This window comes from Williamsia sp. DF01-3, from assembly GCF_023051145.1.
Classification (GTDB): Bacteria; Actinomycetota; Actinomycetes; order Mycobacteriales; family Mycobacteriaceae; genus Williamsia.
Genome location: NZ_JALKFS010000005.1, coordinates 4065234 through 4089920 on the forward strand (window position 1 = coordinate 4065234; position 24687 = coordinate 4089920).

Consider the following 24687-nt stretch of genomic DNA (forward strand, 5'->3'; position numbering starts at 1 on the left):
CCTCATGACCAGCCTGCAAAAGCGCATCATCACCGAGCTCGAGGTGTCGGACACCATCGACCCCGGAGCAGAAGTGGAACGGCGAGTGGCCTTCCTCAAGCAGTATCTGAAGGCTGCGGGCTCGGCAGGGTTCATCCTCGGAATCAGCGGCGGGCAGGACTCCTGCCTCACCGGCAAACTGTGCCAGCTGGCGGCCGAGGGTCTGCGATCAGAAGGAACCCAAGCCACCTTCGTCGCGGTACGGCTTCCCTACGGCGAACAAGCCGATGAAGACGACGCCCAGATCGCATTGACGTTCATCGCGCCCGACCGGTCGGTGGTGTGCAACGTCAAACCGGGATCGGACGCCACTGCCGAGGAAGTCGTCCAGATGATCGGCGAACCGCTCGAAGACCTGGTGCGCGGCAACATCAAGGCCCGCGAACGCATGGTGTTGCAGTACGCCATCGCCGCCCACGACAACCTCCTGGTCGTCGGTACCGATCACGCGGCGGAGGCCGTCACCGGATTCTTCACCAAATACGGCGACGGGGGCGTGGACATCACTCCCCTCACCGGATTGACCAAACGACAAGGGGCACAGATTCTCCGGCATCTCGGCGCACCCGACTCGGTGACCTCGAAGGTTCCCACCGCCGACCTCGAAGATGATCGGCCGGCGCTGCCGGACGAAGAGGTGCTTGGTGTCACCTACAGCCAGATCGACGACTACCTCGAGGGCCACGAGGTGGACGGTCAGGTGGCCGAGCGGATCGAATCACTGTTTCTGCGCACCCGCCACAAGCGAACGGTACCGGTCAGCCCTTTTGACGACTGGTGGACGAGCTAGTATTCGAATCCGACTGCACGGCAAGAGCTTCGAGGTTACGACCACTCACTCTCGCCAGCTGATCGAATCGGTTGTTGGCAATACGCATGACCACCTCGTACGGCAAGGCGAACTTGCGTGCCACCCAGTAGCCGAACCGGATGTCCAGCGAGGTGTACACCATGAACTGGTTTTTGCGCACCCCACGCAAAATGGCCTGCGCGGCACGCTCGGGAGAGACGGCCACCTTGTGGAAGTGTTCGATCTGCCGCTGAACCTTCGGGTTGTCCCGGTCGATGCCGGCGATGTCCACGGTGTTGACCAGAGGCGTGTCGACACCGCCGGGGCACACCAGCGAGACCCCGATCTTGTGGCGGCGCAGGTCCATTCGTAACACCTCGGACACGCCGCGCACCCCGAACTTGCTGGCACTGTATGCCGCGTGCCAGGGCAGGGCGAGCAAGCCCGCCGCCGACGACACGTTGACGAGATGGCCCCCACGGCCACGGCGCACGATCTGCGGAACGAAACACTCGATGATGTGGATCGGGCCCATCAGGTTGACGTCGACCATCTTCTTCCAGTGACGGTGCTCCAGGTTTTCCACTGTGCCCCAAGCAGATACACCGGCGATGTTCATCACCACGTCCATCACGCCGACCTCAGCGTCCACCTGCTGGGCGAACCGGCGCACCCACTCGTAGTCCGAGACGTCACCGGGACGATGGAACAGGATCTTGCCGTCGGCGCGCTTGATCTCGGCGACGGTCTCGTCGAGATTGTCGGCGGCGATATCGGTGAGCACGAGCGCTGCGCCCTCACGCGCAGCCGCCACGGCAGTGGCTTTGCCGATCCCGCTCCCGGCACCGGTAATCAGGACCCGCTTGCCCTGCAAAGTGGGCACTGGAGCCTTCATCACCAACAGATCTCGAACACTCATGACCCAACCCTACGGGTCACGTCCGTACTCAGATAGGGAGTTTGCCGCCAAACATCTCGTAGACGACCGACAACATCGCCTGCAGAACCTGCGATGCGGCGTCACTTCCCTCGCTCGACAGGAGACCCTCGATGGCCTCGGGATCGTCGGTCTGCGACAACTGTCCGAGCAGCGGCAGGATCGCCTGCAGACCACTCAGATCGATTCCCTCACTCTGCTCGGTGGTGGGTGTTGTGGACTGCTGACCGGCCAGAGGCAACTGCGGAAACCCGATACCCGGCGAAGGAGTCGTGGTGGTCGTCTTCGGTGTGGTTGCCTTCGGGGTGCCCGTCGAGGGTGTCGTCGTCGGTCGCGCAGGTGTTGACGGGGTGGTCACCGACGGCGCCGTGGTTGAAGGCGTGGTGGTGGAGGGCGCGGTGGTCGACGGCGTGGTGGTTGAAGGTGCGGTCGGGGCGACCGTCGATGCCGCCGGCGTGGTCGGCTGTGTACCCGCGGCAGAGGGCGCGGCCGTCGTCGGCGAGGTTCCGGTCGTCGGCGCCGTAGCGGTGGTAGGCGTGGTGCCCGTGGTGGGGGCGGTCGTCGGGGTCGGTGCGGTGGCACCCGTCAGCAAGTACCTGATGGCGCCGTCGACGATGGCGATGGCGTACTTGAGCTGGCCCTCGGCACCCGACAACGCAGCGGCATCAGCCGGGTTCGACAGGTTGCCCAGCTCGGCGAAGACGTCTGGCACCTTCGTCAGGTTGACGGCCGCAATGTCCGCGCGGGTCTGCAGTCCGTCCTGCGCGCCGGCGTAGTTCGCGGGTGCAAACCCTGCGCTCTTGAATGCGTCACGCATCTGCTCGGCGGCCTTGCGCCCCTTGCCCGACTGCACCTCGTTCACGGCCGCGTCAGGAATGGGCAGTTCGGGGACGATGATGTGGAAGCCACTCTTACCCGCATCGGTGCCGGGCGAGGTCGAGTCCGCGTGGATGTTCACGGCCAGGTCGGCATTCGAGGCGTTGGCCGCGTTGGCCCGCTCATCGATGCACCCTCCCCACCCGGTGTCATCTTGGCGACTCAGGACAACCTTGGCGCCCTGGCTCTCGAGTCCGGCCTTGACCAGCTGGGTGATGTCCCAGTTGACCTTGTGCTCAGGCACCCCATCGGGGCTGGTGGCTCCGGTGGTCTGGCACGGCTTGGTGCCTCCACGCCCGTCGGGAACCGGTTTGTTCAGGTCGTTGCCCGCAGCCGATCCCTGATGTCCGGGATCGAGGAAAACAGTCTTGCCTGCCAGCGTGTTCCCCTGTGCCGGTGCAGGTTCGGCATTGGCTGCAGTGGGCATCGCGATCAGGGAGGCCGCAACCGCCAGGGAGGTGAGCCCGGCGACGCGGAGGTTCTTCTTGGTCACGGTGTTCCTTTCGAGTACGCCTGAAATCGAGTCCGAGTTCCACCCAATAGGCGCAACATCAGTCACAATATTCACTTCAGTAACAGTCAAGCAGTAGTTGAGACTTTTGGGAAATTGCCGACCTGCAGCTGAGAAACTGTTGTTGGCTTGTGATCTGGTCGATGCGCAACTGTGCGGCGGCACAGGTCGTGACAGACAGATCCGCAGGTACCCTGCGCTACCGCAGGTAGCGGGTGAGGCTGAGCATGGCCTGCTTGTCGACGTCGCCGTCGGCGCGAGCCTCCAGCAGGACCCGGCGCACCTGCTCCTCGTCGATGCCCACCCCGATCACCACGAGTTCGGTACGCCGTGGCTCGTCTTTCTCCCAGCGCTGGGAGTGGACCGTCACGTAGTTCCCCACGGTGTGCAGGACGTACTTCTGCCGATGCCCCACCACGTCGAACCAGACGAATCCCTTGATACGGAACACACCTGCAGGCGGTTGTTCGAGAAAGGCCGACAGCGCCCGCGGGTTCATCGGGGCGCTCTCGGTCACGGACACCGACTGGTAGTCGTGGTGCAGATGACCGCAATGCTCCTCGCTGCCGTCTGCGCCGCCCGGATCCTCGGCCAGCAGCAGCTCGTCGAGACCCAGCTGCCGCGGAGCCTTGTCATCCACGGGCTTGTCGTCAGCATCCAACAGCAGCCCTATGTCAATCGCGGAGTCGCTGGTCGCGACGATCGGCGCCGTGGCGTTTCGCTCGCGTAGTCGGTCGCGCACGGCGTCGACAGACGATTGCTCGGCCAGGTCCACCTTGTTCATCACGATCATGTCGGCGAGCGCCACATGCTGATCGATCTGCGGATGACGCTCCCGTGTGGCCTCATAGTTCGCCGCATCGACAAGGTAGACAAGACCGCCGTACTCGGTTCGCGGATGAGTGCTCGCCGCGACCATCCGCACCAGATTGCGCGGCTCGGCCAGGCCGCTCGCCTCCACCACGATCAGGTCCAGAGCGGCGCGCGGAGTGGTCAGCGCGGCAAAGGTTGCCTCGAGTCCCTCGTCGTCGACCGTGCAGCACATGCAGCCATTGCCGAGCGCCACCGTGCCGTCGACCTGACCCGCCACCAGCATCGCGTCGATGTTCACTGCTCCGAAGTCGTTGACCACCACCCCGATTCGCAGACCGGCACGGTTGCGGAGAAGGTGGTTGAGCAGAGTTGTCTTGCCCGAACCCAGGAACCCCGCGACTATCAGAACAGGAACGGTCTTCATCGCTCCGGTCCGGCGACGCAGTCGGGGCAGACGACAACGAGGTCTCTGCCGTCGGCGTCGGGATAGTTGGCAACGTTCTTGGTGGCTGCGCCACACTGCGCGCAATGTCCGATGACCTTGGCATGGTCAGAGAAGTCGACGCTCATCCGCTTGTCGAAGACGTAGAGCGAGCCCTCCCACAAGCCGTCATCGCCGAATTGTTCGCCGTACCGGACGATTCCACCGTCCAGTTGATAGACCTCACCGAACCCGCGGTTGCGCATCAACACCGACAGCACCTCGCACCGCACACCGCCGGTGCAGTACGTGACCACGGGCTTGTCCTTGAGGTGGTCGTAGTCACCGCGCTCGATGACCTCCAGGAAGTCGCGGGTGGTCTGCGTCGGTGGCACCACCGCGTCGCGGAAACGACCGATCTGCGCCTCGATCGCGTTTCGACCATCGAAGAACACGACGTCGTCACCGCGGTCCGCGACCAGCTGATGGAGAGCCTCAGCCGTGAGGTGCGCACCGCCGCCGACGACGCCACCGTCGTCGACCCGCACTTCGTCCGGCGCCCCGAATGTGACGATCTCCGGACGCACCTTGACACTGAGGCGAGGAAAATCGTCCCCGGCGCCGTCGGACCACTTGATGTCTGCATTCTTGAACGCCGGATACGCCCGGGTGCCGCGGACGTAGCGCTTCACCGCGGTGATGTCGCCGCCGACGGTGCTGTTGATGCCGTGCTCGGAGATGATGATCCGGCCCGTCACGCCTGCCGACTCGCATAAAGTTTGCTGCCATAGGCGGATTGCCTCTGGATCGGCCAGCGGCGTGAAGACGTAGAACAGCACGATCTTGGGTGTCGACACACGGGTAAGGGTACGGACATGAGGAACAGATCGATCGCCGCGGCCATCGCAGCCGTCGCGACCGCGGCGGTGCTCGGCGGCTGCCTTCCGGAGGACGGCCCCACCCGCACGGAACTGCCGCCGACCGACGAGTTGTCCACCGAGCAATCGGCGACCTCCACCACCACGACCACACGGAGCACCACGGCCGGGCGGTCACAGGGCTTCACCGTGGCCACCGCGATCAGCACCGCGCCCCGCGTCGACAACAGCTTGTATCACCAGGCCGCGCAGACACAGGACGGTCCGATAGAGGACACCTCGCAGTTTCATTTCGCGACCGCAGACGGTGCGGTCAACTGCTCCACCGTGCAGCGTGACCGGCCGACCCTTGCGTGCGAACCCACCAACCCCGCCGGCAGCTCCACGACCACCCGCGACTACTGCAACTGGGAGGCCGACTATGTTGTCCTCACCGACACCCCCACCCAGGGGACCTGTGCCGACACACCGTGGGTGTGGGTTCGGGGCTCCGTGTTGCCCACCGGCTCCACCATGTCCGTCGGCACCTTCCAATGTCTGAACGACGACTCCGGCCTGTACTGCCTGAACACCCGATCACTCAACGGGTTTGCCCTGCGCGACGGTGAGTACCGCGCCCTGTCCGGCGCCGACCCGGCTCCGGCCGCACTGACCGAAGGCGGCGAGGAATCCACCGCCACACCCGGGCGCTAGCCGGATACACTCGGCACACGAATCGGGCCGCTGCCTGACCAACTCCAGCTGAGCCCGAGCGCCCCAGTCGAGCCTGAAAGGTGACGGCATGACCTATCCCCCGCCGTACGAGCCGCCCTCCAACGATCCGCTGCGCAAACAGGATCCGGGCGCCGGCGACAATCCGCCGCCCGCGGACCCCGGATTCGGCTACCAGCAGCCCGGATTCGGCCAGCCCGACTACGGGCAATCGGGTTACGGCCAGCCCGACTACGGCCAGCAGGGCTACGGGCAACCGACCTATGGGCAGCAGGGCTACGGCCAGCCGGGTTACGGCCAGGTGCCTGGATACAACCCCGCGGGGTATCCGTACACCCCCGTCGCCCAGACCAACACCAGTGCGGTGATCTCGCTGGTGCTGGGCATCGGTGCATTTGTGCTCGTGTGCGGCCTGGTCAGCATTCCCGCGGTGATCTTCGGCAACAAGGCGATCAAAGAGATCGACCAGTCTCAGGGAACGCAGAACGGCAAGGGCATGGCGCAGGCCGGACAGATCCTCGGCTGGATCGGGATCGCGATCTCGGTGATCGGGGTCATCGGCTTTGTCATCCTTGTCGCGGCAAGCTCCGGATCGAGCTGACCACCGCTACTCGGGCGGTCAATTACTCGGCAGTCCTGAGAACTCGATGACCGCGATCAGGTCGTCGAGGGCCTGGCAGAGTGCATCGATACGCTCTGCAGTCGTCGGGGCCGACAGAATGCGCAGTCGATCGGCCGGGCCGAGGCCCAGTCGCACAGCGGTGCCGTAAACTTTCGTCTCCACCGTCTCGTCGTTGTCGAGCGGTTCGATGAGGCGGTCGCCGACCGCGATTCCCCGGATCCGCATCAGCGCTTCGGCCAACGAGTCGAGTCGGTGGACCACCGGCTGGAGGTCGAGGTTCAGCTCATCGGTCTGCGGCGTCGGCCACAGCTCGATGTCGGCCTTCGGATACGGGTTGTCGGGCAGCCACGACCTCACCCGGAATCGTTCGGTACCCACGCACGACAGGTGATAGCGGCCGTCGGGACGTGGACTGCATTCCTCGATGGAGGCAAGTGTGCCGACGTCCACGCGTTCTTCGCCGCCGCCCACCTCGTGGCCTCGAGCGATCAGGACGACGCCAAAGGTGTTGTCGCCGTCCGCGGACGTGCAGTCGGCGACCATCGTCCGGTAGCGAGGTTCGAACACCTGCAAGCTCAACGGTTCGCCGGGCAGCAGCGTCATTCCCAGCGGAAACATCGGGTGTGCGCTCATGTCACCCAGCATGCCTGGCTGCCGGCACCTCAGAACACCCGGATCCCAGCGCGTCGCCGCAGCCGCACGTCGAACACTTGCGCCCGCATCATCAGCTTCAGCACGGGCGCGACACGGTCGACCACTGCCACCATCCGCCGGATGTCGTCAAAGGCACGCTGCTGCGCGGGCGACCACCGAAAGCCCATCTCGTCACGGAACGGCTGGGGCAGGCTACCTGTGGTCATGAACAGGTAGGGCTTTCCCAGCGTCAAGTGAAGCAAGGTGCCCACCGGACCCACGTGACCTCGTAGGAAACTGAGGTCCGCGATGGCCAGCAGATGCTCGCGCACCGCAGGGTCGATGTGGATCGACCCGAGCTGCTCCTCCCAGTAGCGCTCGAACTGTTCTCGGTCGGCCGGCCACATGTGCGGTCGCACATTGAGAGTTGTCGCCAATGTGGCGGCGTCCTGGTAAATGGCATCAGCCTGGCCAGGAGGTATGGGTCCGTACAGGAACTCGTATTGGTCGACGAACCAGCGGTACAGGCACGCAGCAACCCAGAGTTGCAGGCGTGGGTCATTCGCGCTGTATTTCACGGGACTGGTTTTCGTGGACACCACTTGGCGATGAACGGATCGAAGTTTCTCCCGCACGAACTCCTTGTCCTCGTCGTCCCCCATCAACGCGACCGCAAGAAATGAAAAGGTTGTCCGTGCCCGCTTCACGGGATGCATGAAGACATTCCCGGAGTCGACCCGACTTTCACGCACGCCGTGGCCAACAGGCGCCATCGCCAATTGCATGATGACGTTGGCCGTGTTGTTCGCGCTCCCCATGAGGGTCAGCAAATCCGCGGTCTTCGTGGGTGTTCGCACGGTTCCCCTAACTTCAGGGTGATGATGCCCGATGTCACCTGTTGTCGGCGGCGAACTCCCGGATCAGTGCCTCACAGAATGCGGGTAGATCGTCCGGCTTACGACTGGTGATCAGCGTGTTCGAACCGGCGTTGTCGACAACCACTTCCTCATCGGTCCATTGGCCACCGGCGTTGGTGATGTCGGTGCGCAGGCTGGGCCACGATGTCAGCTTGCGGTCGGACACCACACCGGCCTCGATGAGCGTCCACGGGGCATGGCAGATGGCGGCAACAGGTTTGCCCTCGGTGAAGAAACCGGAGATGAACTTGACGGCTTCGTCGTTCATCCGCAGATTGTCAGGATTGGCGACACCGCCCGGCAGGACCAACGCGTCGAAGTCCGCAGAGGGGACCTCGGCTACCACCTTGTCGACGGGGAATTGATCAGCTTTGTCGAGATGATTGAAGGCCTGGATCTGTCCTGATTCGAGGGAAACCAGAGACGGTGTACCGCCCGCTTTCTCCACCGCGTCCCAGGGTTCGGTGAGTTCAACCTGTTCGACGCCCTCCGGCGCCACCAAGAATGCGATCTTCTGCCCACTCAGTTCGTTTGCCATTGCAACCTTCCGGTCAAAGCGTTGTGCACGTGTGCTTTTGGCGCGTTCTGCACTCGTCGACCCGGATACCCGGCCCACCCTGCCGACAAACAAGCGGTTACCGCGAAACTGTCCGCCGATTGGGCCTAGACGTGAGCTACATCACAGTCTTACCGTGGGGTATGGCAACGAAAACGTATAGCAAACCAGTGATTCACCATTGTCCAGCCTGCGGCCAGCAGATGGAGGTCGAGGTGAAGGAGTTCCGAACCTTCGGGGGCGACACTCACAAGACCAAGACGGATCCGCACTGCATCAATCCGAATTGCGTCGCCAAACACGATTGAGAGCGACGTTCCGGTCGGTCGAATCCACTTCTACTGACGAGTAGCACCGGCTACACCGGGCCGCGCGTGTACCAGCGGTACGCGAAAGCCCTTGCTCGACATCTCCACTCACAATTCAAACCCGTCTCGGGGCCGGGCGATGGACAGCTGCGACTGTAACGGACTGAGAACATGTCCCTATATGGAAATATGACCGACGCACCCGAGACGGAGTCAGAGGTCGACCTCGGTCAACTTCTCCAGCGTGTCTCCAAGGGAGACGAAGCGGCGTTTCGGCGATTGCACGACACCACCCGAGCACGATTGTTCGGGTTGATCTACAAGACCGTCCGGGATCTCGGATACGCCGAGGAAACCCTGCAAGAGGTCTACATCGAGGTATGGCAGAAGGCCGGTCAGTACCAGCCCGAGATGGGTAGACCGCTGTCCTGGCTCATGATGATCTGCCACCGGCGGGCGATCGACCGGGTGCGGGCAGAGGAACGGCTACGCAAGAAGACCGCGGTTCTCGCGATGTTCTCGGTCGACATCCCGCAGGGCGGAGCCGATGAACCCCTCCTGCTGCGCGAGGAGCACCTTCAGATCCGGCGGCATCTCAGCAAGCTGTCGAGTCGCCAGCGTCAGAGCATCGACATGGTGTACTTCGCCAACCTGACACACGGAGAGACCGCGAAGCGTCTCGGCATCTTGGTGCCAACTCTCAAGACCCGCCTCCGCGACGGGATCCTGCGGCTGAGGTCGCAAATCCACGCCGAGGCGTGATCTCGCCCATCCGATCCGTCGCTCGGGTCCGGTACTGAGGTTCGGTACCGGCACTTCGGGGTACGAAGTGGTCATGGTCAGACCACACACCCCGGGATGCCTCCGCTGAACGTCGAAATCGCCTACGTGTCGGCCGGCGTCGCGCTGCTACTCGCTGCGACCGTTCCCCGACTTTTCCGAGACCGCGCCTTGTCGGCCCCGATGATCGTCCTCGCCATCGGCGCAATAACGGGACTCATCGTCGGGGACACCGGAACCGATCCGGTCTCCCCTCTCTCCCATCCGGCCGTGACCCAGTACCTCACCGAGGCTTGTGTCATCGTGGCATTGATGGGCGTGGGACTGGCCATCGATCGACCACTCAACTGGCGCACCTGGAGTTCCACCTGGCGCCTGCTGTTCATCGCGATGCCGCTGTGCATCGCGGGGGTCGCGGTACTCGGTTGGTGGGCTGCTGCGCTCACCCCCGCCGCAGCGGTTTTGCTTGGAGCCGCCCTGGCGCCGACCGATCCGGTGTTGGCCTCGGACGTCCAAGTGGAGGGACCGACCTCTGGCGAGGGCTCCCACCAGGAAGACGATGAGGTTCGATTCGCGCTGACATCTGAGGCAGGCCTGAACGACGCACTCGCATTCCCGTTCGTGTATTTGGCGATATTTCTGGCGACCAAGGGCCCGATCGAGGACTGGATCGTGACGTGGCTGGCGTGGGACCTGGTCGGCAAGATCGTGATCGGTGGTCTGGTCGGTTGGTTCGCCGGGAACCTGCTCGGCCGCGGATTCTTCCGCTTCCCGATCAAACACGCGCGGCTGGCCGATCGCGGTGAGCCGATCGTCGCACTCGCCGCTACTTTCGCGGTGTACGGCCTCACCGAGCTCGTCGGCGGTTACGGCTTCCTGGCCGTGTTCGCGTGCGCCCTGGCCATCCGCAACGTCGAACGGTCCAGCGGTTACCACGAGGAGATGCACAGTCTCATCGAACAACTCGAGCACGTTCTGACATTGGTTGTGCTGCTTCTCGTGGGCGCTGCCCTCACGTCCGGGCTGCTGGCCGAACTGACCTGGGGCGGCGTCTTGGTGGGTGTGGCCCTGGTGTTTGTCATCCGACCCGTGGTCGGTTGGCTGTCGCTGCAGGGTTGCGCCGACCTCGGCCCCAAAGAACGCAGGGCCACCGCATTCTTCGGGGTCCGGGGCATCGGCTCGATCTACTACCTCGCCTACGCGGTCGCCGAAACCGACCTGCCACAGGCGAACATGCTCTGGGCCACACTGTCTTTCACGATCGTGCTGTCGGTGGTGGTGCACGGCGTGAGCGCCGCGAGGGTGATGCGCCTGCTCGAAGGCGAACGCGATGACGCTGCCGCCGCGGACCGGGATCCGAAACAGTGAACCACCCCGCGGACTCAGGTTCCCTTGACGTTGAGTACCTGACGCAGTTCGAACTCGATGTCCACGAGCTCCTGCGCGTCACGCATGACAACGTCGATGTCCTTGTAGGCCGCCGGGATCTCGTCGATCCAGTCGGGTCCGTGCCGGTATTCGATGCCGACCATCGCCTTGTCCAGATCTGCCTCGGTGAACCGGCGCTTGGCTTCGGTGCGGGAGAACCGGCGACCGGCCCCGTGCGGAGCCGAGCACAAGCCCGCCGAATTTCCCTTGCCGCGCACGACATATGAGCGGGTGCCCATGGAACCGGGGATCACACCACGCACACCCTCGTGTGCGTCGATGGCCCCTTGCGGGTGAGCCACACGTCCTTACCCGCGTGGCGTTCCTGAACGGTGTAGTTGTGGTGGCAGTTCACCGAGTCCGTCTCGATGTCGGCAGGGTCGCCGTCGTGTCCGATCCACTGCGCGAACACCTGTCGGAAGCGATCCATCATCTCCGCGCGGTTCTCGAACGCGAATCGCTGGGCCCACGACAGGTCGGTCAGGTATGCGTCGAAGTGCGGTGTCCGCGCCGGCAGGTAGGCGAGATCGGCGTTGGGTAACCCGATATGCCATTGCTTGCACAACTTCTGAGCGATCTTGATGTGCTTCTGGGCGATCTTGTTGCCGACGCCCCGCGAACCCGAGTGGAGAAACAGCCAGACGCCGCCGACGTTGTCGATGCACAACTCGATGAAGTGATTGCCGCCCCCGAGCGAGCCGAGTTGCTCACGCCACTTGGGTGAGTGGGACAGGTCCACGCGATGGCTCGCGGCGTCCGCGGCCAGCGACGCCACCCGTTGCGCGGTGAACGGGAACCGGTCCAGCGAGCGGTTGTAGTTACCCGGCGACAGCGGGATGGCCGATTCGATCGATGCCCGCAGCACCGACAGATCACGGCCGGCGAGGTCGTCCTCGCTGTATCGGGTTCGCAGTGCGATCATTCCGCAGCCGATGTCGACGCCGACTGCTGCGGGGATCACCGCGTCGACGGTGGGGATGACAGTTCCCACGGCAGAACCCTTGCCGGAGTGGGCATCTGGCATGAGGGCGACGTGTGGGTGGACAAACGGCATCGACGCGGTCTCTTTCGCCTGCTCGATCGTGTTGTCGTCGATGTGCGAAGCGAACGACAAGAGCTTGAACGAGTCGATACGTCGGGGCCTTCCCGCATTGCTGTCCATATGTCGGACACTATCGCCGGGGTCAAGGCGTTTGTGGTTGTCGCATTGTGACAACCACTTGTCACGCCTCACTTGATGAAAGCCAATCCACCACTTCGTCAGGAGTCGTTATGCACATCACCAAGAATGAGATCCCGGTCAAGATCGATGTGCCCGGGGCCAAGGCACGTCAGTTGCCCGATTTCGGGTCGGCGTCCGCCGGGCCCGTGGGCGCAGAGTATTTCAGCCTGGGCGCGGGGACCGACATCGCGCCGCTACTCGAAGGTCTGGCCGACGACGCTTGCCACTCACCCCACTGGGGTTACCTGATCTCCGGCGAGGTAATCGTCAGCTTCACCGACGGCGCTGCCGAGACGTGCGTCGGCGGCGATGTGTACTACTGGCCACCGGGACACTCGGTACGCGTTGTGCGTGACACAGAGGTTGTCATGTTCAGCCCGCAGGTCAAGCACGGGGCGGTGATGGATCACATGCTCACCAAGCTGGCCGCTGCGACGCCCTAGATCGAGACTTCGTAAAACTGACCACTCAACGAAGCACCGTCCACGTGATCGGCGCAACGGTGTCCGGTGAGTAACTGCAGCAGCTTCCGGTCCGTACGGTCTTCTTGAGGTGGTCGCCCAGCACGGGGTCGTGCTCGGCGAGACGGTCGAGCGCATACCGCAATGACCTGGTGACGCTGGTCCGGGCTCGTTCAGCGGCCCCACCGGTGTGACGCAGTCGTCCGCCGAGACCGACCGCGCCACTCAATTCGGCGAGCAGGAACTCGCGGTCGCGGTGCGCCAGATCGATGCGCGCGATGTCGTTGTTGTGCTCCGCCTCCTCGATGTCCTGGTCGACTTCGTCCAGTCGCCGGCGATACGCGGCACGGGCCTGTTCATCGATGATGGGGGCCGGATCGGCAACCTCGTGGCCACCACACAGGTCCATCGCCCGGAACTCGTGACCGGGCCGCGACAGCAATGTCGCCAAGTATCGGAGGCCTCTGAGGTCGGCGAGAATCGTCTCGGCGTGGCGGAACGCGAGTTGCCACCGGTCACCGGTCCACGTCATCGTCGCCGTCATGGGTTCCGTCGTCGTCGCCGAGGAGTCCCCGGCCAGCAGCGCGGCCACTTCTGCCGCCCGCCTGACCGCTCCGAACGACTCGAACTCGGCGTGAGCAGCCTGCCAGTCGAGACGACTTCGCACCGTGTCGCCCGCAGCTGCACAGGCAGTCCCCAGCACCACGCGGGCAACGGCCGCCTCATAGGGTGCGTCCAGCTCACACCACTGCACGACGGCGATGTCGGCTTCGCCGACGGCGAGCTCCGGGATGCCGGCCAACAGGTGTGCCCGAGCTGTGGCCAGCGCCGCACAGGCGGCGAGACCCTGACCGACGAACCGTTCGCTGATACTGCGCAGGCGCGCGGCTGCCAGCGTTGCCGTAGCGGCGTCGCCACCGGCGTAGGCGATCTCGGACTGGGCGTCGAGTAACGGTACGAGCCGCAGGTCTCCGAACGGCGGCCGTTCCTTCCACGGCAGATCCGGCGGGTTGTTCACGGCGTCAGCGATGAGTTCCGTCGCCGCACCGATCTCACCCTGCTCCAGCCGCAACAGCGCGAGGCCCGGCAGCGACGGCCATGCCCGTCGATGCGCCTCCAAGAACGCATCCTCCGCGCCGGCCAGATCACCGAGGCGGAGCCTGATGTTGCCGAGTTCGACCAGCGGCCAACCGAATTCGCGACGCATCCAGGGACGGAGTTCGTCACAGGCCGCGAGCGCCTCGCGTTCGGCCGCGGCGCCGGGGCCGCTGACTCGCAATAGTTCGGCGCGGTGCACGCGGCACCGCCCATGTAAGCCCCCGTACGCGTGACCGTGGCGCCAGTGGTCCATGACGTCGGTCCATTCGCGGGCCCGGTCGTAGGCGAGCAACCCCTGCGCGGCGCAGATGAGTTCGCAGTAGAGCATCCCCGTGGTGAACGGATCCACGGCGCCCGACATGAGCTGCAGTGCAGCATCGTCGAGAATGGCGAGGCCCGTTTCCACCTCGCCGTCAGCGATGAGCAGACGCGCGGTCGCCACCTGCCCGAGGAGTACGGCAGGCGAGACGTCCAGCTGTGCACCGAGTTCCATTGATCGTTGAGCTTGCTGACGTGCTCCGTCCGGGTCACCGCACATGAAACGTTCGTACGTTCTCACCATCGCGAGCAACGCGTGAGCCGGCACCTCACCGAGCCCCACGAGCTCGCGCTCGGCTCGCGCGACCCAGCCGCGAACCGGTGCCATCAAGCCGGTGTCGACCAGAAGGTGGAGTGCCACATGTGCTGCAGCCCAGCCCGCGCCCGCATGCTCGCCTGCATCGCGTCGACGCTCGTACAACGACTCCCACACGCCGACAGCAACTTCGAACTCGCCGTTTCCGTAGTGCGCCACTGCGCGGGCCTCATCGGCCTCGGAGGAAGTCTCGTGGGCGAGCAGATCCAGCGCGGCGGCCCATTCGTCGCGCGCCATGGCCGCCTTGGCGTCGGACAGGCCGGTCATCGCCCCAGATCGCTCATCGGCTCAGTATGACCGGGCACGATGTTCATTTGGGCGAAGTCACAAACCTCCGACTTTCGGGCGCGAACCGTCCACCGTGTCAGGTGGCCCGTGACGGTTGATACCGCCGGATCAAACCGACAACAAGTGCCGCCGCTCCGGCCAATCCGAAGATCACGACTTCGTTGGTCTGGTCTCCGCGCGCGGACTCGCACGCTTGCACCTGGCTGGTGTTGTCGCCGAGCCCGAGACTGTTGGCGGAGTTGTCACCGAGGTAGCGATCGGCGAGTGCCCGGGTCAAGTCCTTGGTGGTGTCGCCCAGGTTGAACTCGGAGTCCTTTGCCGCCGCCGACGAATCGTCTTTCAGCGCCCAGCTCCCGCACCCCGTGCCCTGCGAGTTGTCCACCGGCCAGAACGCGAACGCCGCAGCCACGACGAGCAGTATCGCCGCCGCGATGAGGAACACCCGACCCGGTTGCCCAGATCTCTTCGGCAGGTACACAGCAGCGCGGTCCTTTCACGAGCGAATGTCTTCTTTGATTCCTCGTTCATGATCGCAAAGTTGTTACTGGTGGGCTTCGGACGGCCCACAAACGAACAATCCACCTGCCGACGTATGTCGTGGACAGGTGGATCATCTTGCTTCAACGGTGGAGCTAAGGGGACTCGAACCCCTGACCCCCACACTGCCAGTGTGGTGCGCTACCAGCTGCGCCATAGCCCCGTATTCGGTTTTTGCACCCCACGCCAGGTTGTTTGCCCTGGTGCTGCGTGCTCGATCGAAATTACACCATCGGCGCGAACCCGGCCAAATCCGCTGTAGCGGCGACTTCGGCCGGGTTCTCCCCCACGTTCACCGGGGTGCGATGTTGTCAGTTGTTTGCGCCACCGAGGATCTGATCGACCCAGCCGGTTCCGTTGGTGATGGTGACCTTCTTGCCGTCCTGCAACACACTGGGAGTTCCGACCTGACCGTCGAGCGCCTTGGCAAGCTGCGTCTGAGACTCGTCGGCGATGGACTCGGCAGCCTGGACCTGAGTGCCGTCGGCGATGCACTGCTGGGTGGCATCCGATGCGCCGACTTCCTTGGCGAACCCGGCCAGCGTCTGGTTGTCGTGGTCGTCGCCGCCCTCCTTCGGCTGCACCGCGAAGAGCTTGGAGTGGAACGCAAGTTTCACGTCCTGGTTCTCGGCGTCGGCCACGCACTTCATCGCGCCCGCTGCCCGAGAGCTGTAGTCACCCGACCCCGACTGCTCGTTGAGGAAGGTCAGCATGTGGAACCGCACCTGCAGCTGCCCGCTGTTGACCGCGTCGGTGATGGTCTGGCCGGATTGCTTCTCCACGCTGGCGCACGCCGGGCACTGGAAGTCCTCGAACATGTCGATGGTGTGCGGAGCCGTGGGGCTGCCCACCACGAAGGTCGCAGAGTTGGACAACACGGCGCTGTCGGCACCGCCCTTGTTGCGCTGGCTGTTCCAGATGATGCCGCCGATGACCACCGCCGCGATCACCAACACCGCGAGGCCGGCGAGCACATACGTGGTGGTGCTCGACTGCGCCTGGGGCTGGTACTTCGACTTCGCCGTCTTGGGAGCGGGCCGTTTGTTGTTGCTACTCAATGCTTTTCCTCGGTTGCCATTTCATCATCTACACCCGCGGCCGTCGCGGGGTCGTTGGAGCCATCGTCGTGGTTGTCGCGGGCCACCCGCGGTCGCGAGCCCGGGCCGAGCGCCAGGTGGCTTCGCGGAAAAACGATCAGCCACGCTGCGAGTGCCAGGAACCCGACATCCCGAAGGATCTCGGTGAGGTAGTTACGCCACGACACATCGGCTTCCCCACCGCCTCCGAAACAACCGCAGTCGATCGTGTAGCCCCGTGCCCACACCGACACGATGGCCGCGATCAGCAGCACCAGCAACACCGCCGAGGCGATGGCCGCCGGACGTACGGCCAACCCGATCAACAGCAGCAGTCCCAACGCGATTTCAGCCATGGGTAGCACCAGCGACACCGCGTACGCGGTCGAATCCGGAAACAGGTGATACGCCTTCACCGCGATCTCGGACTGGTCGGGATCAACCGCCTTGATGCCACCGGCGATCAGCCATACCGCCGCCAAGCCGATACGCACCGGCACGCTCACGACGTATCTCCACACGCGCACCAGCCTAACGACCACCGCCTGAGAGGTCGCTTAGCAAATCAGGAAGCTTCGAACACGTGCGAAGCAGAGTTCTACAGGTGTCGGCCGATACCATCTCGTGGTGACCATTCCAGGTTCCCCGGACCAGACACCGCATCCTGCTGACGTGGGTGTGGAAGAGGTCGGGCACACCCACGCCAACGTGGCAGGCGGTCGACTCCGTGCCGCGACATTCGGCGCGATGGACGGCCTGGTCACCAACATCAGCCTCGTCGCCGGTGTCGGCGCGTCAGGCGCCAGTGGCCACACCATCGTGCTCAGCGGAGTCGCCGGGCTGGTGGCCGGAGCGTTCTCCATGGCCCTTGGTGAGTTCGCCTCGGTCTCCACCCAGAACGAGCAGGTGGACGCCGAGGTACTCGTCGAGCGTCGGGAGATGCGCAAGCATCCTCGAGAAGAACTGCACGAGCTGGTCGAGGCGTTCATCGACATGGGGATGTCGGAGCAGACCGCGACGGCGGCGGCCGCCGAGATCCACCAAGACACCGACAAGGCCGTGAGCCTGCACCTGACGCAGGAACTCGGCGTCGATCCCGATGAGAAGCCGTCACCGAAGGTGGCCGCGGTCTCGTCGTTCGTGATGTTCTCGATCGGCGCGGTGCTCCCGCTGATCCCCTATCTGCTCGGGTTCGAATCGCTCACCGCAGGATTGCTCGTGGGTGCCGTCGGCCTGATCCTGGTCGGCGGGCTGGCTGCCCGGATCACCGGCCGACCGATCTGGAAAGGCGCGCTGCGGCAACTGCTTTTCGGTGTCCTCGCAGCCGGCGCCACCTATCTCGTCGGATTCGCGATCGGGGTGCCCGCGGGCGGCTGACCCCGCCACGCACGGCCTTGCGTGTCGCGCTTCGGTTCGAACCGGAGCGGGGCGCACAAGACCGTGCGGCGTCTGGTCTCTCAGCTCGATCCGAGCACACCGTCCACCAGTTCCTGGGCCTCGTTCTGAACCTGAGCCAGATGGTCTGCGCCGTTGAAGGATTCGGCGTAGATCTTGTACACGTCTTCGGTACCCGAAGGCCGAGCCGCAAACCAGGCGTTCTTGGTGGTCACCTTCAGACCACCGATCTTCGCGCCGTTACCCGGCGCCTCGGTGAGCACTGCGGTGATCTCCTCGCCGGCCAGCTCAGTCGCCTCGACCTGCTCGGCCGACAGCTTCCCCAGCACCGCTTTCTGCTCGCGGGTGGCCGGGGCGTCGCGACGCGCGTACGCGGGCGACCCGCCGTATTGCTCGGCCAGCTGCGCATACCGTTCGGACGGTGAAATGCCGGTGACGGCAAGGATTTCCGAGGCCAGCAGCGCCATGATGATGCCGTCCTTGTCGGTGGTCCACACCTGTCCGTTCTTGCGCAGGAATGACGCGCCCGCGCTTTCCTCACCACCGAAACCGACCGAACCGTCGAGCAGCCCGGGCACAAACCACTTGAAACCCACCGGCACCTCTACGAGCTGCCGGCCAATCCCCGCGACCACCCGATCGATCATCGACGAGGACACGAGAGTCTTCCCCACTGCCGCGTCCTTCGGCCAATCGGGCCGGTGGGTGAACAGGTAGTCGATGGCGACCGCCAGAAAATGGTTCGGATTCATCAGGCCACCATCGGGCGTGACGATGCCGTGCCGGTCGGAGTCGGCATCGTTGCCGGTGGCGATCTGGAAGGAATCCCGCGCGTCGATCAGCGATGCCATCGCGTTCGCGGAACTGCAATCCATCCGGATCTTGCCGTCGGTGTCGAGCGTCATGAATGAGAACGTGGGGTCCACAATCGGATTGACGACAGTCAGTCGTTCCAGCGTGTAACGGGCACCCAGCTCGGCCCAATACCCAACTGACGCGCCACCCATCGGATCGGCACCGATACGCACACCGGAGTTCCTGATGATGTCCATGTCGACCACAGAATTGAGGTCGTCCACGTAATTGGCGCCGAAGTCATAGGTCCCGTAGAACTCGGACTCCTTGGCCCGCTCGAACGGGATTCGTCTGACGCTGCCCAGACCGCTCTGCAACAACTCGTTGGCGCGAGCGGCGACCTGCGAGGTGATGTCGGTGTCGGCAGGGCCACCGTTGGGCGGGTTGTACTTGAAGCCACCGTCGCGAGGCGGGTTGTGGGACGGCGTCACGACGATCCCATCGGCACTCGGTCCCCCGCCGCGGTTGTGCGTGAGAATCGCATGACTCAACGCCGGTGTCGGAGTGAAGCGGTCTTTGTTGTCCACCAGGACACGGACGTCGTTGGCCACCAGGACTTCGATGGCCGTCTGCCATGCGGGCAGCGACAACGCGTGGGTGTCGCGTGCGATGAAAAGCGGTCCGGTGATGCCGGCGACGGTGCGGTACTCGACGATCGCCTGGGTGGTCGCGATGATGTGGTCCTCGTTGAACGCACCGTCGAGACTGGAACCGCGATGGCCCGACGTGCCGAAAACGACTTGCTGGGCCGGGTTTTCCGGGTCAGGCTTTTCCGAGTAGTAGGCGTCGATCACCGCCGACACATCAATCAGATCTTCCGGTAGTGCCACGGTCCCCGCACGCGGGTGAGCCATTGAAAATCCTTCCGGTTGTCTGCGACCGGCCGGCGGGCGGCGGTCACAATCCTCGGCGTCTTTGACTGGACCATCCGAATTCTGCCACCGATCGCGGTCGCCATGGGGTTGGCGCGGGTTACACTCCTCCCGAACACCGCTCCAAACGTCTGGGCGGACGACCTCGGTCGGGGTGACGGAGGCACATCAATGCGCGTTCACACGTTGTTTTGGCGTGGGCTGGGAGTGAAGGTCGCGGCCGCCGTCTTCGCAACCGCCGCTGCAATCGGGTTCACCGCTGCGCCCGCAAGCGCTGCCCCGTTCATGCCTGCCACCGATTCGGATCCGTTCTATGCAGAGCCGGCGGGCATCGAGGGTGCAGCCAACGGTGACGTGCTCCGAGTGCAATCGCTGCCGAGTCCGTTCCCCGGATCCAGTGCCCAGAAAGTGTTGTTTCGCAGCACCAATTCGCAGGGCGAGCCGATCGCCGCTGTCACGACGGTCATCGTTCCCGACGGTGGGGCCCGCCACGACCTGCTGTCGTATCAGCCGTTCACCAACTCGCTCGGGCCGCAGTGCGCGCCGTCGCATCAGATCTTCCGTGGCGGTTTGCAGGAGCAGCAACTCATCGGTCTGGCGCTGGCGCGTGGAGTCGCGGTGAACATTCCCGATCACCTCGGACCGACCAGCGCATACGGGGCGGCCCGCCTCGGCGGCACCATCACGCTGGACTCCATCAGGGCCGTCCAGTCGAGCCCCGGATTCCGGGTCGGCGATTCCCGCACGGTCCTGGCCGGGTATTCGGGTGGCGCCATGGCCACTGCCTACGCAGGGGTGTTGGCACCCACGTACGCCCCGGAACTCGATCTCGTCGGTCTGTCCGCGGGTGGCACACCGGTGAACCTCGAAGCGATCGCCCGCACGCTGGGGGTGGCCCCGAACCCGCTGTTCGGCCTGGGCTTCGCAGCCTCCCTCGGCCTCGAACGCGAGTACCCGAACGAGGTGTCGTTGTCTGAGCAACTGAACGATCGGGGGATCGCGCTGGCCAACCAGATCCGCAACGCGTGCACCGACCAGATCATCGATGCCGGTGCCAACATGAAGATCGCCGACGTGGTCAACTCGGGCACCCTGGCCAACACCCAGGCCGGTGTCGATGCCCTCAACCGCAACAGCGTCCAGATGTTCCCAGGCGCGCCGCGGATGCCGGTGCTGCTCTACCAGGGTGCCGATGACCAGCTCACTCCCACATCCCGGGTGCTGGCCACCGCTGCACACTGGTGCCGACAGGGAACGCGGGTACAGACGGTGATCGTCCCCGGTGACCACGGCTCCACCATCGCGTCCGGTGTCCCGATCGCATTGAGCTACCTCAACGACCGCCTGGCAGGGGCGCCGGCACCCAGCACATGCTGATACCCGGTTTGCCGGTGGCGGCATCGGTCTTGGTGTTGCCCGGTGGCACCGACAACTCCACGACGCCGTTCAGCCGACGCCAACCCGCGCCGATGCGGATGTACCCGTTCACGTTGTCGCTGCGTGCGCTTCCGCGAGTGGTGGTTCACCAGGCCGTCTACGACGTCCACGGGTGGAACGGCCAGCACAACAGTCCCCTCGCTCCGGCCCAGGCCGCCTTGGACCGCCTCATCGACGCGCACCCGGATTCCCCGGTGATCCTGGTCGGGCATTCGATGGGCGGCAGGGTTGCCGCGCACCTCGCCGCCGACAAGCGGGTGGCCGGCGTTCTCGCCTTGGCGCCGTGGTGGCAGCACGCGGATTGGGAGTACATCCACGGTGAGGCACGGGTCTTGGCGCTGCACGGGACTGCCGACCAGCGAACGTATCCGGCCCGGACGGAAAAGGGCATCGCCCAACTCCGTGAGCGTGGGGTCGACGCCGAGTTCGTGCCGATCGAGGGCGGCGGTCACGCCATGCTCGACCACGTCTGGACGTGGCAGTCGACTGCTCTGACCTTCGTCCGCAGCTTCCTGTAGTCGAAGTTCGCGCCACCTACGACGAAACGCCCCGGTTGCAACCGGAGCGTCTCGAAGTGCGCAGCGCGAATTTTCGGCCGACCGAATTTCGGCCTGAGGGGTCAGCCGACGTAATCGAACGTGTCGGGATGCGGGCCGACCCGACCGTCCTCGCCCTTGTCGAGCGCGTCGATCTTGGCAACTGCGTCGCTGTCGAGCTCGAAGTCGAACAGCGCGAAGTTCTCTTGCACCCGCTTGGGGGTCACCGACTTCGGGAAGATGATGTCGCCGCGCTGAATGTGCCAGCGCAACACAACCTGTGCCGGGCTGTTGCTGACCTCGGCAGCCAGGTCGGTGATCACCGGATCGTCGAGCACCTTGCCCTGCGCGATCGGTGACCAGGCCTCGGTCGCGATGCCGTGATCCCTGCCGTACTTGCGCACGGTGTCGTTGGTCAGATACGGGTGAACCTCGATCTGATTGACCGCCGGCACCAGTTCGGTCTCCTTGGCGAGCCGTTCGAGGTGCTCTACCTGGAAGTTGGACACACCCACGGACTTCGAACGGCCCGACTTCGCGAACTCGATCATCGTGTTCCAGGTGGAGACGTAATCGCCACCGTACTGGGTGGGCAGCGGCCAGTGGATGAGGAACAGGTCGATGTAGTCGAACCCGAGATCGGACAAGGTGGTGTCGAACGCCTTACGCGCCGCATCGGGCTCGTGGAACGAGTTGTTCAGTTTGCTCGTCACGAAGATCTCGTTGCGCGGGATGCCCGAGGCGCGAATGCCTTCGCCCACCTCTTTTTCGTTGCCGTACATCTCCGCGGTGTCGATGTGCCGGTAGCCGATGTCGAGTGCCGTCTTGACCGCATCGGCGGTGTCCTCGGGTTTGATCTGGAAGACACCGAAGCCCAGCTGCGGAATGGTGTTTCCGTCGTTGAGAGTGATGTTCGGAACCTGAGTCATCGTCGTACTCTCCTCATTGGTTGTGCCCTGGACACAGAAACGGGGAGAGAACCATTGTTTGGTTCTCCCCCGTATCCGTGATCTGACGGTGGAGCTGCCGGGAATCGAACCCGGGTCCTTCGCCGTTTCAGCAGGGCTTCTCCGTGTGCAGTTCGCTAAGCCTCTACTCGGATCTCTCGGTCACGCGAACAAGCCGAGATGACGATCCCAGTCGCTGTTTGATGTCCCATTGCGGTCCGCGACCGCCCGCAACGGTTAGCTCTCTGAATGATGCCGGTACCCGGGGCGAGAGCTCACCCGGGCCGACAGACCAGCCGTCGCTTAGGCAGCGAGGGCGTAGTCGCGCTGATTCTTATCGGCGCTTAATTGGTTGCTATGACGCTTACGGTGGTCTCTAGCCTGCACCGACACGCTTCCCCTACCTTGACGCACGCAGTCGAAACCGTTCAGCCCCTCGATAGGTTCCACCGCACCGAAGTACGGCAGACATACATCGTAACAAGCACTGCGGCCCGAATCATTCCCATTTCGATTCGAGCCGCAGTGTCGTCACCCTCTCGGGCGCTGTGATCAGGCCGGCTGCACGGATGTACCGATCACTGCCAGTGCCTCGGCGAGCGGGTCGCGCGAGGTGATCACCTTCTTTGCCGAGTCCAGCACCACGTCGACCACCTCGGGAAGCTGCGGTGCCACCACGCCCACACTCTCGACGGCGGCGGTTGCGATCTCGACTGCGTCCGGGGTTTGATCGGCCAACGAAACCGACGCTTGCTCGACCGTCGAATCGATGGACGCCACCGGGGTGTCGCCCGCCGGCGAGTCGTTCACCGCCGACTCCCGCAACCACGTACTCACGTACTCCGAACCCGTACGCCCCGACGAATCGGCGGGCTGGTCGAAATAGCTGACATGACTCGGCCCCGGGTACCAATAGCTGGGTTCGGTTGCCATCGTCACGAGCCCGAGATTGTCGCGGAGGCCGGCCTCCCTCTCGTACTGGAGTCTCGCCTCCCAGGAGACGGGCAGATCCACCACGAAACCGAGCACTCCGGAGACAGACAGATCGTCCGGGGTGGGCACGGCCGATGATGGAGCACTGTTCTTCTCCACCGCCTGGCCGAGCGATTCCGAACCCGACAGCCAGTCCGGCGTGGCGAGTACGTACGCGCCGGTCCGCAGTGCGGTACGGACGAGTGCGTTCCCGAGATCAGATGCAATGCCTGACGGGTCGGTGGTGTCGATGTGCATCTGTTCGGCGATGTTCGCGCCCGTCCGGACCACCTGTGCATCCTCGGGGATCGAGCATGCGAAGTCGCCTGTCTCACAGAGAGATACGACCCGACCGGTGAGCGCGCCGAATCCGGTCGACCCAACCGACCCGATGCCGCCGCCGACCGCGACCTCAGTGGTACCGGACAACGTGCGAGCACCGTTGAGCGGCGCCCGAAGGCCCGGCGCCCCGGGTACGAGACCCGTACCGGCGGCGCGGTTGGGATCGGAGATCAGGTACACGCCGCGTACCCGGTCGGGCGCCACGGGCCCACGGTTCTCGCCGATGTCCGCGGCGACCCTGTGTGCGATATCGGCGCCCTGGCTGTAACCGACGATCGCGATGTCGGTGCCCGGTCCGCACTGCGCCCCGATCTGGTGAATCTGGGCGTTGGTCGCCTCGACTCCTCGCGCCGAGGAATCGGCGTATGTGGTCCCGTCGGCGGTGTAACCGAAGTCAGCCGGATACGGAACGTAGGTGGTTTGCATTTCCCCTGGTGGCACCCCACGCCCGGCTTCTTCGATCGTGGGGGCCAGAACTCCGGCCTGCTGGTGCGGGTCCCGGTTGACGCTCGAGTCGAGCGTGCCCGGCACCACCACCACGTGCAGGTCCGGACAGTCACTGATCGGCCGGGCCGATGCGACCTGCGGTGTGGCGGTCAGCGAGATCGCCGCTGCCGCTACAGCGGCAACGCCCAGCACAGAACCCCGCAAACGGCGTCCGGCCGGTGAAAAGGTGAGGCCACCGGTGTGGCCTCGCGTTCGATTCATGCTCGGTTGCTCCTGTTTTGACACGCACCACAAAGGGCGACATGTTCTTTACGACGTGCCCGAAAACGGCCGATTGGCCACCCGCAT

General features: G+C 64.5%; 22 protein-coding genes, 1 tRNA gene, 1 other RNA gene and 2 pseudogenes. 9 read left to right on the forward strand and 17 right to left on the reverse strand.

Features of this window, described 5'->3' with window-relative positions; translation table 11 throughout:
- Positions 1 to 4: 4 nt before the first annotated feature.
- Complete coding sequence (gene nadE / locus MVA47_RS21280; protein WP_247209788.1) at positions 5 to 829, forward strand: ammonia-dependent NAD(+) synthetase; 825 nt, start codon at positions 5 to 7, stop codon at positions 827 to 829.
- Here the strand turns inward: nadE and MVA47_RS21285 are convergent.
- The 4 genes and pseudogenes from MVA47_RS21285 to MVA47_RS21300 all read right to left on the reverse strand — a co-directional run bounded on the left by MVA47_RS21285 (position 798) and on the right by MVA47_RS21300 (position 5244).
- Positions 798 to 1748, reverse strand: a complete 951-nt coding sequence (locus tag MVA47_RS21285) for an SDR family oxidoreductase (RefSeq protein ID WP_116914971.1) — start codon at positions 1746 to 1748, stop codon at positions 798 to 800. The genes nadE and MVA47_RS21285 overlap by 32 nt on opposite strands.
- A 493-nt stretch (positions 1749 to 2241) precedes the next feature.
- Positions 2242 to 3069, reverse strand: a pseudogene (locus MVA47_RS21290) (N-acetylmuramoyl-L-alanine amidase); the annotation flags it as partial.
- Between the two features lie 283 nt (positions 3070 to 3352).
- Positions 3353 to 4390 (reverse strand): GTP-binding protein, encoded by a 1038-nt coding sequence (locus MVA47_RS21295; RefSeq protein ID WP_247209789.1) that lies wholly within the window; start codon positions 4388 to 4390, stop codon positions 3353 to 3355.
- A complete protein-coding gene (locus MVA47_RS21300; protein WP_247209790.1) occupies positions 4387 to 5244 on the reverse strand; it encodes a rhodanese-related sulfurtransferase in 858 nt (285 codons plus the stop codon). Before MVA47_RS21300 ends, MVA47_RS21295 begins: the two co-directional genes overlap by 4 nt.
- Positions 5245 to 5262: 18 nt before the next feature.
- On the opposite strand from MVA47_RS21300, the gene MVA47_RS21305 reads away from it, so the two are divergent.
- A complete protein-coding gene (locus tag MVA47_RS21305; protein ID WP_247209791.1) occupies positions 5263 to 5958 on the forward strand; it encodes a hypothetical protein in 696 nt (231 codons plus the stop codon).
- An 88-nt stretch (positions 5959 to 6046) separates the two neighbouring features.
- Positions 6047 to 6577: a DUF4190 domain-containing protein gene (locus MVA47_RS26820; protein ID WP_281504841.1), complete on the forward strand. Its 531-nt coding sequence runs from the start codon at positions 6047 to 6049 to the stop codon at positions 6575 to 6577.
- An 18-nt stretch (positions 6578 to 6595) separates the two neighbouring features.
- Here the strand turns inward: MVA47_RS26820 and MVA47_RS21315 are convergent, their stop codons facing one another.
- From MVA47_RS21315 to MVA47_RS21325, 3 genes are read right to left on the reverse strand one after another with little or no spacing between them, the layout of a single operon-like run.
- The gene (locus MVA47_RS21315) at positions 6596 to 7231 is read right to left on the reverse strand and encodes an LON peptidase substrate-binding domain-containing protein (protein WP_247209792.1); all 636 of its coding nucleotides are present in this window, start codon (positions 7229 to 7231) and stop codon (positions 6596 to 6598) included.
- Positions 7232 to 7260: 29 nt separating this feature from the next.
- Positions 7261 to 8088 (reverse strand): oxygenase MpaB family protein, encoded by an 828-nt coding sequence (locus tag MVA47_RS21320; RefSeq protein WP_247209793.1) that lies wholly within the window; start codon positions 8086 to 8088, stop codon positions 7261 to 7263.
- Between the two features lie 34 nt (positions 8089 to 8122).
- Positions 8123 to 8686 (reverse strand): type 1 glutamine amidotransferase domain-containing protein, encoded by a 564-nt coding sequence (locus MVA47_RS21325; protein WP_247209794.1) that lies wholly within the window; start codon positions 8684 to 8686, stop codon positions 8123 to 8125.
- Positions 8687 to 9201: 515 nt separating this feature from the next.
- On the opposite strand from MVA47_RS21325, the gene MVA47_RS21330 reads away from it, so the two are divergent.
- Together MVA47_RS21330 and MVA47_RS21335 are read left to right on the forward strand one after the other, a co-directional pair.
- Positions 9202 to 9774 carry a sigma-70 family RNA polymerase sigma factor gene (locus MVA47_RS21330; RefSeq protein ID WP_247209795.1) on the forward strand — a complete coding sequence of 191 codons (573 nt, stop codon included), beginning with the start codon at positions 9202 to 9204 and terminating at the stop codon, positions 9772 to 9774.
- A 96-nt stretch (positions 9775 to 9870) separates the two neighbouring features.
- Positions 9871 to 11160, forward strand: coding sequence for a sodium:proton antiporter (locus MVA47_RS21335; RefSeq protein ID WP_247209796.1), 1290 nt, complete (start codon positions 9871 to 9873; stop codon positions 11158 to 11160).
- Positions 11161 to 11174: 14 nt separating this feature from the next.
- Here the strand turns inward: MVA47_RS21335 and MVA47_RS21340 are convergent.
- Positions 11175 to 12382: pseudogene (locus MVA47_RS21340) on the reverse strand (RtcB family protein).
- Positions 12383 to 12492: 110 nt separating this feature from the next.
- Here MVA47_RS21340 and MVA47_RS21345 point away from each other — a divergent pair.
- Positions 12493 to 12885: a cupin domain-containing protein gene (locus MVA47_RS21345; RefSeq protein WP_247209797.1), complete on the forward strand. Its 393-nt coding sequence runs from the start codon at positions 12493 to 12495 to the stop codon at positions 12883 to 12885.
- 25 nt (positions 12886 to 12910) lie between these two features.
- Here MVA47_RS21345 and MVA47_RS21350 read toward each other — a convergent pair whose 3' ends face one another.
- From MVA47_RS21350 to MVA47_RS21370, 5 genes are all read right to left on the reverse strand, one after another.
- A complete protein-coding gene (locus tag MVA47_RS21350) occupies positions 12911 to 14902 on the reverse strand; it encodes a hypothetical protein (RefSeq protein ID WP_247209798.1) in 1992 nt (663 codons plus the stop codon).
- A 97-nt stretch (positions 14903 to 14999) separates the two neighbouring features.
- The gene (locus MVA47_RS21355; protein ID WP_247209799.1) at positions 15000 to 15401 is read right to left on the reverse strand and encodes a hypothetical protein; all 402 of its coding nucleotides are present in this window, start codon (positions 15399 to 15401) and stop codon (positions 15000 to 15002) included.
- 149 nt (positions 15402 to 15550) lie between these two features.
- Positions 15551 to 15623 (reverse strand) — tRNA-Ala (locus MVA47_RS21360).
- 148 nt (positions 15624 to 15771) lie between these two features.
- Positions 15772 to 16518, reverse strand: coding sequence for a thioredoxin domain-containing protein (locus MVA47_RS21365; RefSeq protein ID WP_062798736.1), 747 nt, complete (start codon positions 16516 to 16518; stop codon positions 15772 to 15774).
- A complete protein-coding gene (locus MVA47_RS21370) occupies positions 16515 to 17057 on the reverse strand; it encodes a MauE/DoxX family redox-associated membrane protein (RefSeq protein ID WP_247209800.1) in 543 nt (180 codons plus the stop codon). Before MVA47_RS21370 ends, MVA47_RS21365 begins: the two co-directional genes overlap by 4 nt.
- Before the next feature lie 106 nt (positions 17058 to 17163).
- Between MVA47_RS21370 and MVA47_RS21375 the strand changes: the two genes are divergently transcribed.
- The gene (locus MVA47_RS21375) at positions 17164 to 17913 is read left to right on the forward strand and encodes a VIT1/CCC1 transporter family protein (RefSeq protein ID WP_374474290.1); all 750 of its coding nucleotides are present in this window, start codon (positions 17164 to 17166) and stop codon (positions 17911 to 17913) included.
- A gap of 80 nt (positions 17914 to 17993) precedes the next feature.
- Here the strand turns inward: MVA47_RS21375 and pgm are convergent, their stop codons facing one another.
- Positions 17994 to 19640, reverse strand: coding sequence for a phosphoglucomutase (alpha-D-glucose-1,6-bisphosphate-dependent) (gene pgm, locus MVA47_RS21380; RefSeq protein ID WP_247209801.1), 1647 nt, complete (start codon positions 19638 to 19640; stop codon positions 17994 to 17996).
- 189 nt (positions 19641 to 19829) lie between these two features.
- Here pgm and MVA47_RS21385 point away from each other — a divergent pair, with 189 nt between their 5' ends.
- A complete protein-coding gene (locus MVA47_RS21385) occupies positions 19830 to 21035 on the forward strand; it encodes a lipase family protein (RefSeq protein ID WP_247209802.1) in 1206 nt (401 codons plus the stop codon).
- The gene (locus MVA47_RS21390; RefSeq protein ID WP_247209803.1) at positions 21029 to 21613 is read left to right on the forward strand and encodes an alpha/beta hydrolase; all 585 of its coding nucleotides are present in this window, start codon (positions 21029 to 21031) and stop codon (positions 21611 to 21613) included. Before MVA47_RS21385 ends, MVA47_RS21390 begins: the two co-directional genes overlap by 7 nt.
- Before the next feature lie 101 nt (positions 21614 to 21714).
- Here MVA47_RS21390 and MVA47_RS21395 read toward each other — a convergent pair whose 3' ends face one another.
- The 3 genes from MVA47_RS21395 to MVA47_RS21405 form a co-directional block, all read right to left on the reverse strand.
- Positions 21715 to 22560, reverse strand: a complete 846-nt coding sequence (locus MVA47_RS21395; protein ID WP_247209804.1) for an aldo/keto reductase — start codon at positions 22558 to 22560, stop codon at positions 21715 to 21717.
- Positions 22561 to 22646: 86 nt separating this feature from the next.
- Positions 22647 to 23014, reverse strand: a transfer-messenger RNA (tmRNA) gene (gene ssrA / locus MVA47_RS21400).
- 116 nt (positions 23015 to 23130) lie between these two features.
- Positions 23131 to 24600: a cutinase family protein gene (locus MVA47_RS21405; RefSeq protein ID WP_247209805.1), complete on the reverse strand. Its 1470-nt coding sequence runs from the start codon at positions 24598 to 24600 to the stop codon at positions 23131 to 23133.
- Between the last annotated feature and the right edge of the window lie 87 nt (positions 24601 to 24687).

What these genes read in the sequence shown, in the direction of transcription:
- nadE (WP_247209788.1), top strand. Translation starts at nt 5, where the DNA reads ATGACCAGCCTGCAAAAGCGCATCATCACCGAGCTCGAGGTGTCGGAC.
- MVA47_RS21285 (WP_116914971.1), bottom strand. Translation starts at nt 1,748, where the DNA reads ATGAGTGTTCGAGATCTGTTGGTGATGAAGGCTCCAGTGCCCACTTTG.
- MVA47_RS21295 (WP_247209789.1), bottom strand. Translation starts at nt 4,390, where the DNA reads ATGAAGACCGTTCCTGTTCTGATAGTCGCGGGGTTCCTGGGTTCGGGC.
- MVA47_RS21305 (WP_247209791.1), top strand. Translation starts at nt 5,263, where the DNA reads ATGAGGAACAGATCGATCGCCGCGGCCATCGCAGCCGTCGCGACCGCG.
- MVA47_RS26820 (WP_281504841.1), top strand. Translation starts at nt 6,047, where the DNA reads ATGACCTATCCCCCGCCGTACGAGCCGCCCTCCAACGATCCGCTGCGC.
- MVA47_RS21315 (WP_247209792.1), bottom strand. Translation starts at nt 7,231, where the DNA reads ATGAGCGCACACCCGATGTTTCCGCTGGGAATGACGCTGCTGCCCGGC.
- MVA47_RS21325 (WP_247209794.1), bottom strand. Translation starts at nt 8,686, where the DNA reads ATGGCAAACGAACTGAGTGGGCAGAAGATCGCATTCTTGGTGGCGCCG.
- MVA47_RS21330 (WP_247209795.1), top strand. Translation starts at nt 9,202, where the DNA reads ATGACCGACGCACCCGAGACGGAGTCAGAGGTCGACCTCGGTCAACTT.
- MVA47_RS21335 (WP_247209796.1), top strand. Translation starts at nt 9,871, where the DNA reads ATGCCTCCGCTGAACGTCGAAATCGCCTACGTGTCGGCCGGCGTCGCG.
- MVA47_RS21345 (WP_247209797.1), top strand. Translation starts at nt 12,493, where the DNA reads ATGCACATCACCAAGAATGAGATCCCGGTCAAGATCGATGTGCCCGGG.
- MVA47_RS21350 (WP_247209798.1), bottom strand. Translation starts at nt 14,902, where the DNA reads ATGACCGGCCTGTCCGACGCCAAGGCGGCCATGGCGCGCGACGAATGG.
- pgm (WP_247209801.1), bottom strand. Translation starts at nt 19,640, where the DNA reads ATGGCTCACCCGCGTGCGGGGACCGTGGCACTACCGGAAGATCTGATT.
- MVA47_RS21385 (WP_247209802.1), top strand. Translation starts at nt 19,830, where the DNA reads ATGCGCGTTCACACGTTGTTTTGGCGTGGGCTGGGAGTGAAGGTCGCG.
- MVA47_RS21390 (WP_247209803.1), top strand. Translation starts at nt 21,029, where the DNA reads ATGCTGATACCCGGTTTGCCGGTGGCGGCATCGGTCTTGGTGTTGCCC.
- MVA47_RS21395 (WP_247209804.1), bottom strand. Translation starts at nt 22,560, where the DNA reads ATGACTCAGGTTCCGAACATCACTCTCAACGACGGAAACACCATTCCG.
- MVA47_RS21405 (WP_247209805.1), bottom strand. Translation starts at nt 24,600, where the DNA reads ATGAATCGAACGCGAGGCCACACCGGTGGCCTCACCTTTTCACCGGCC.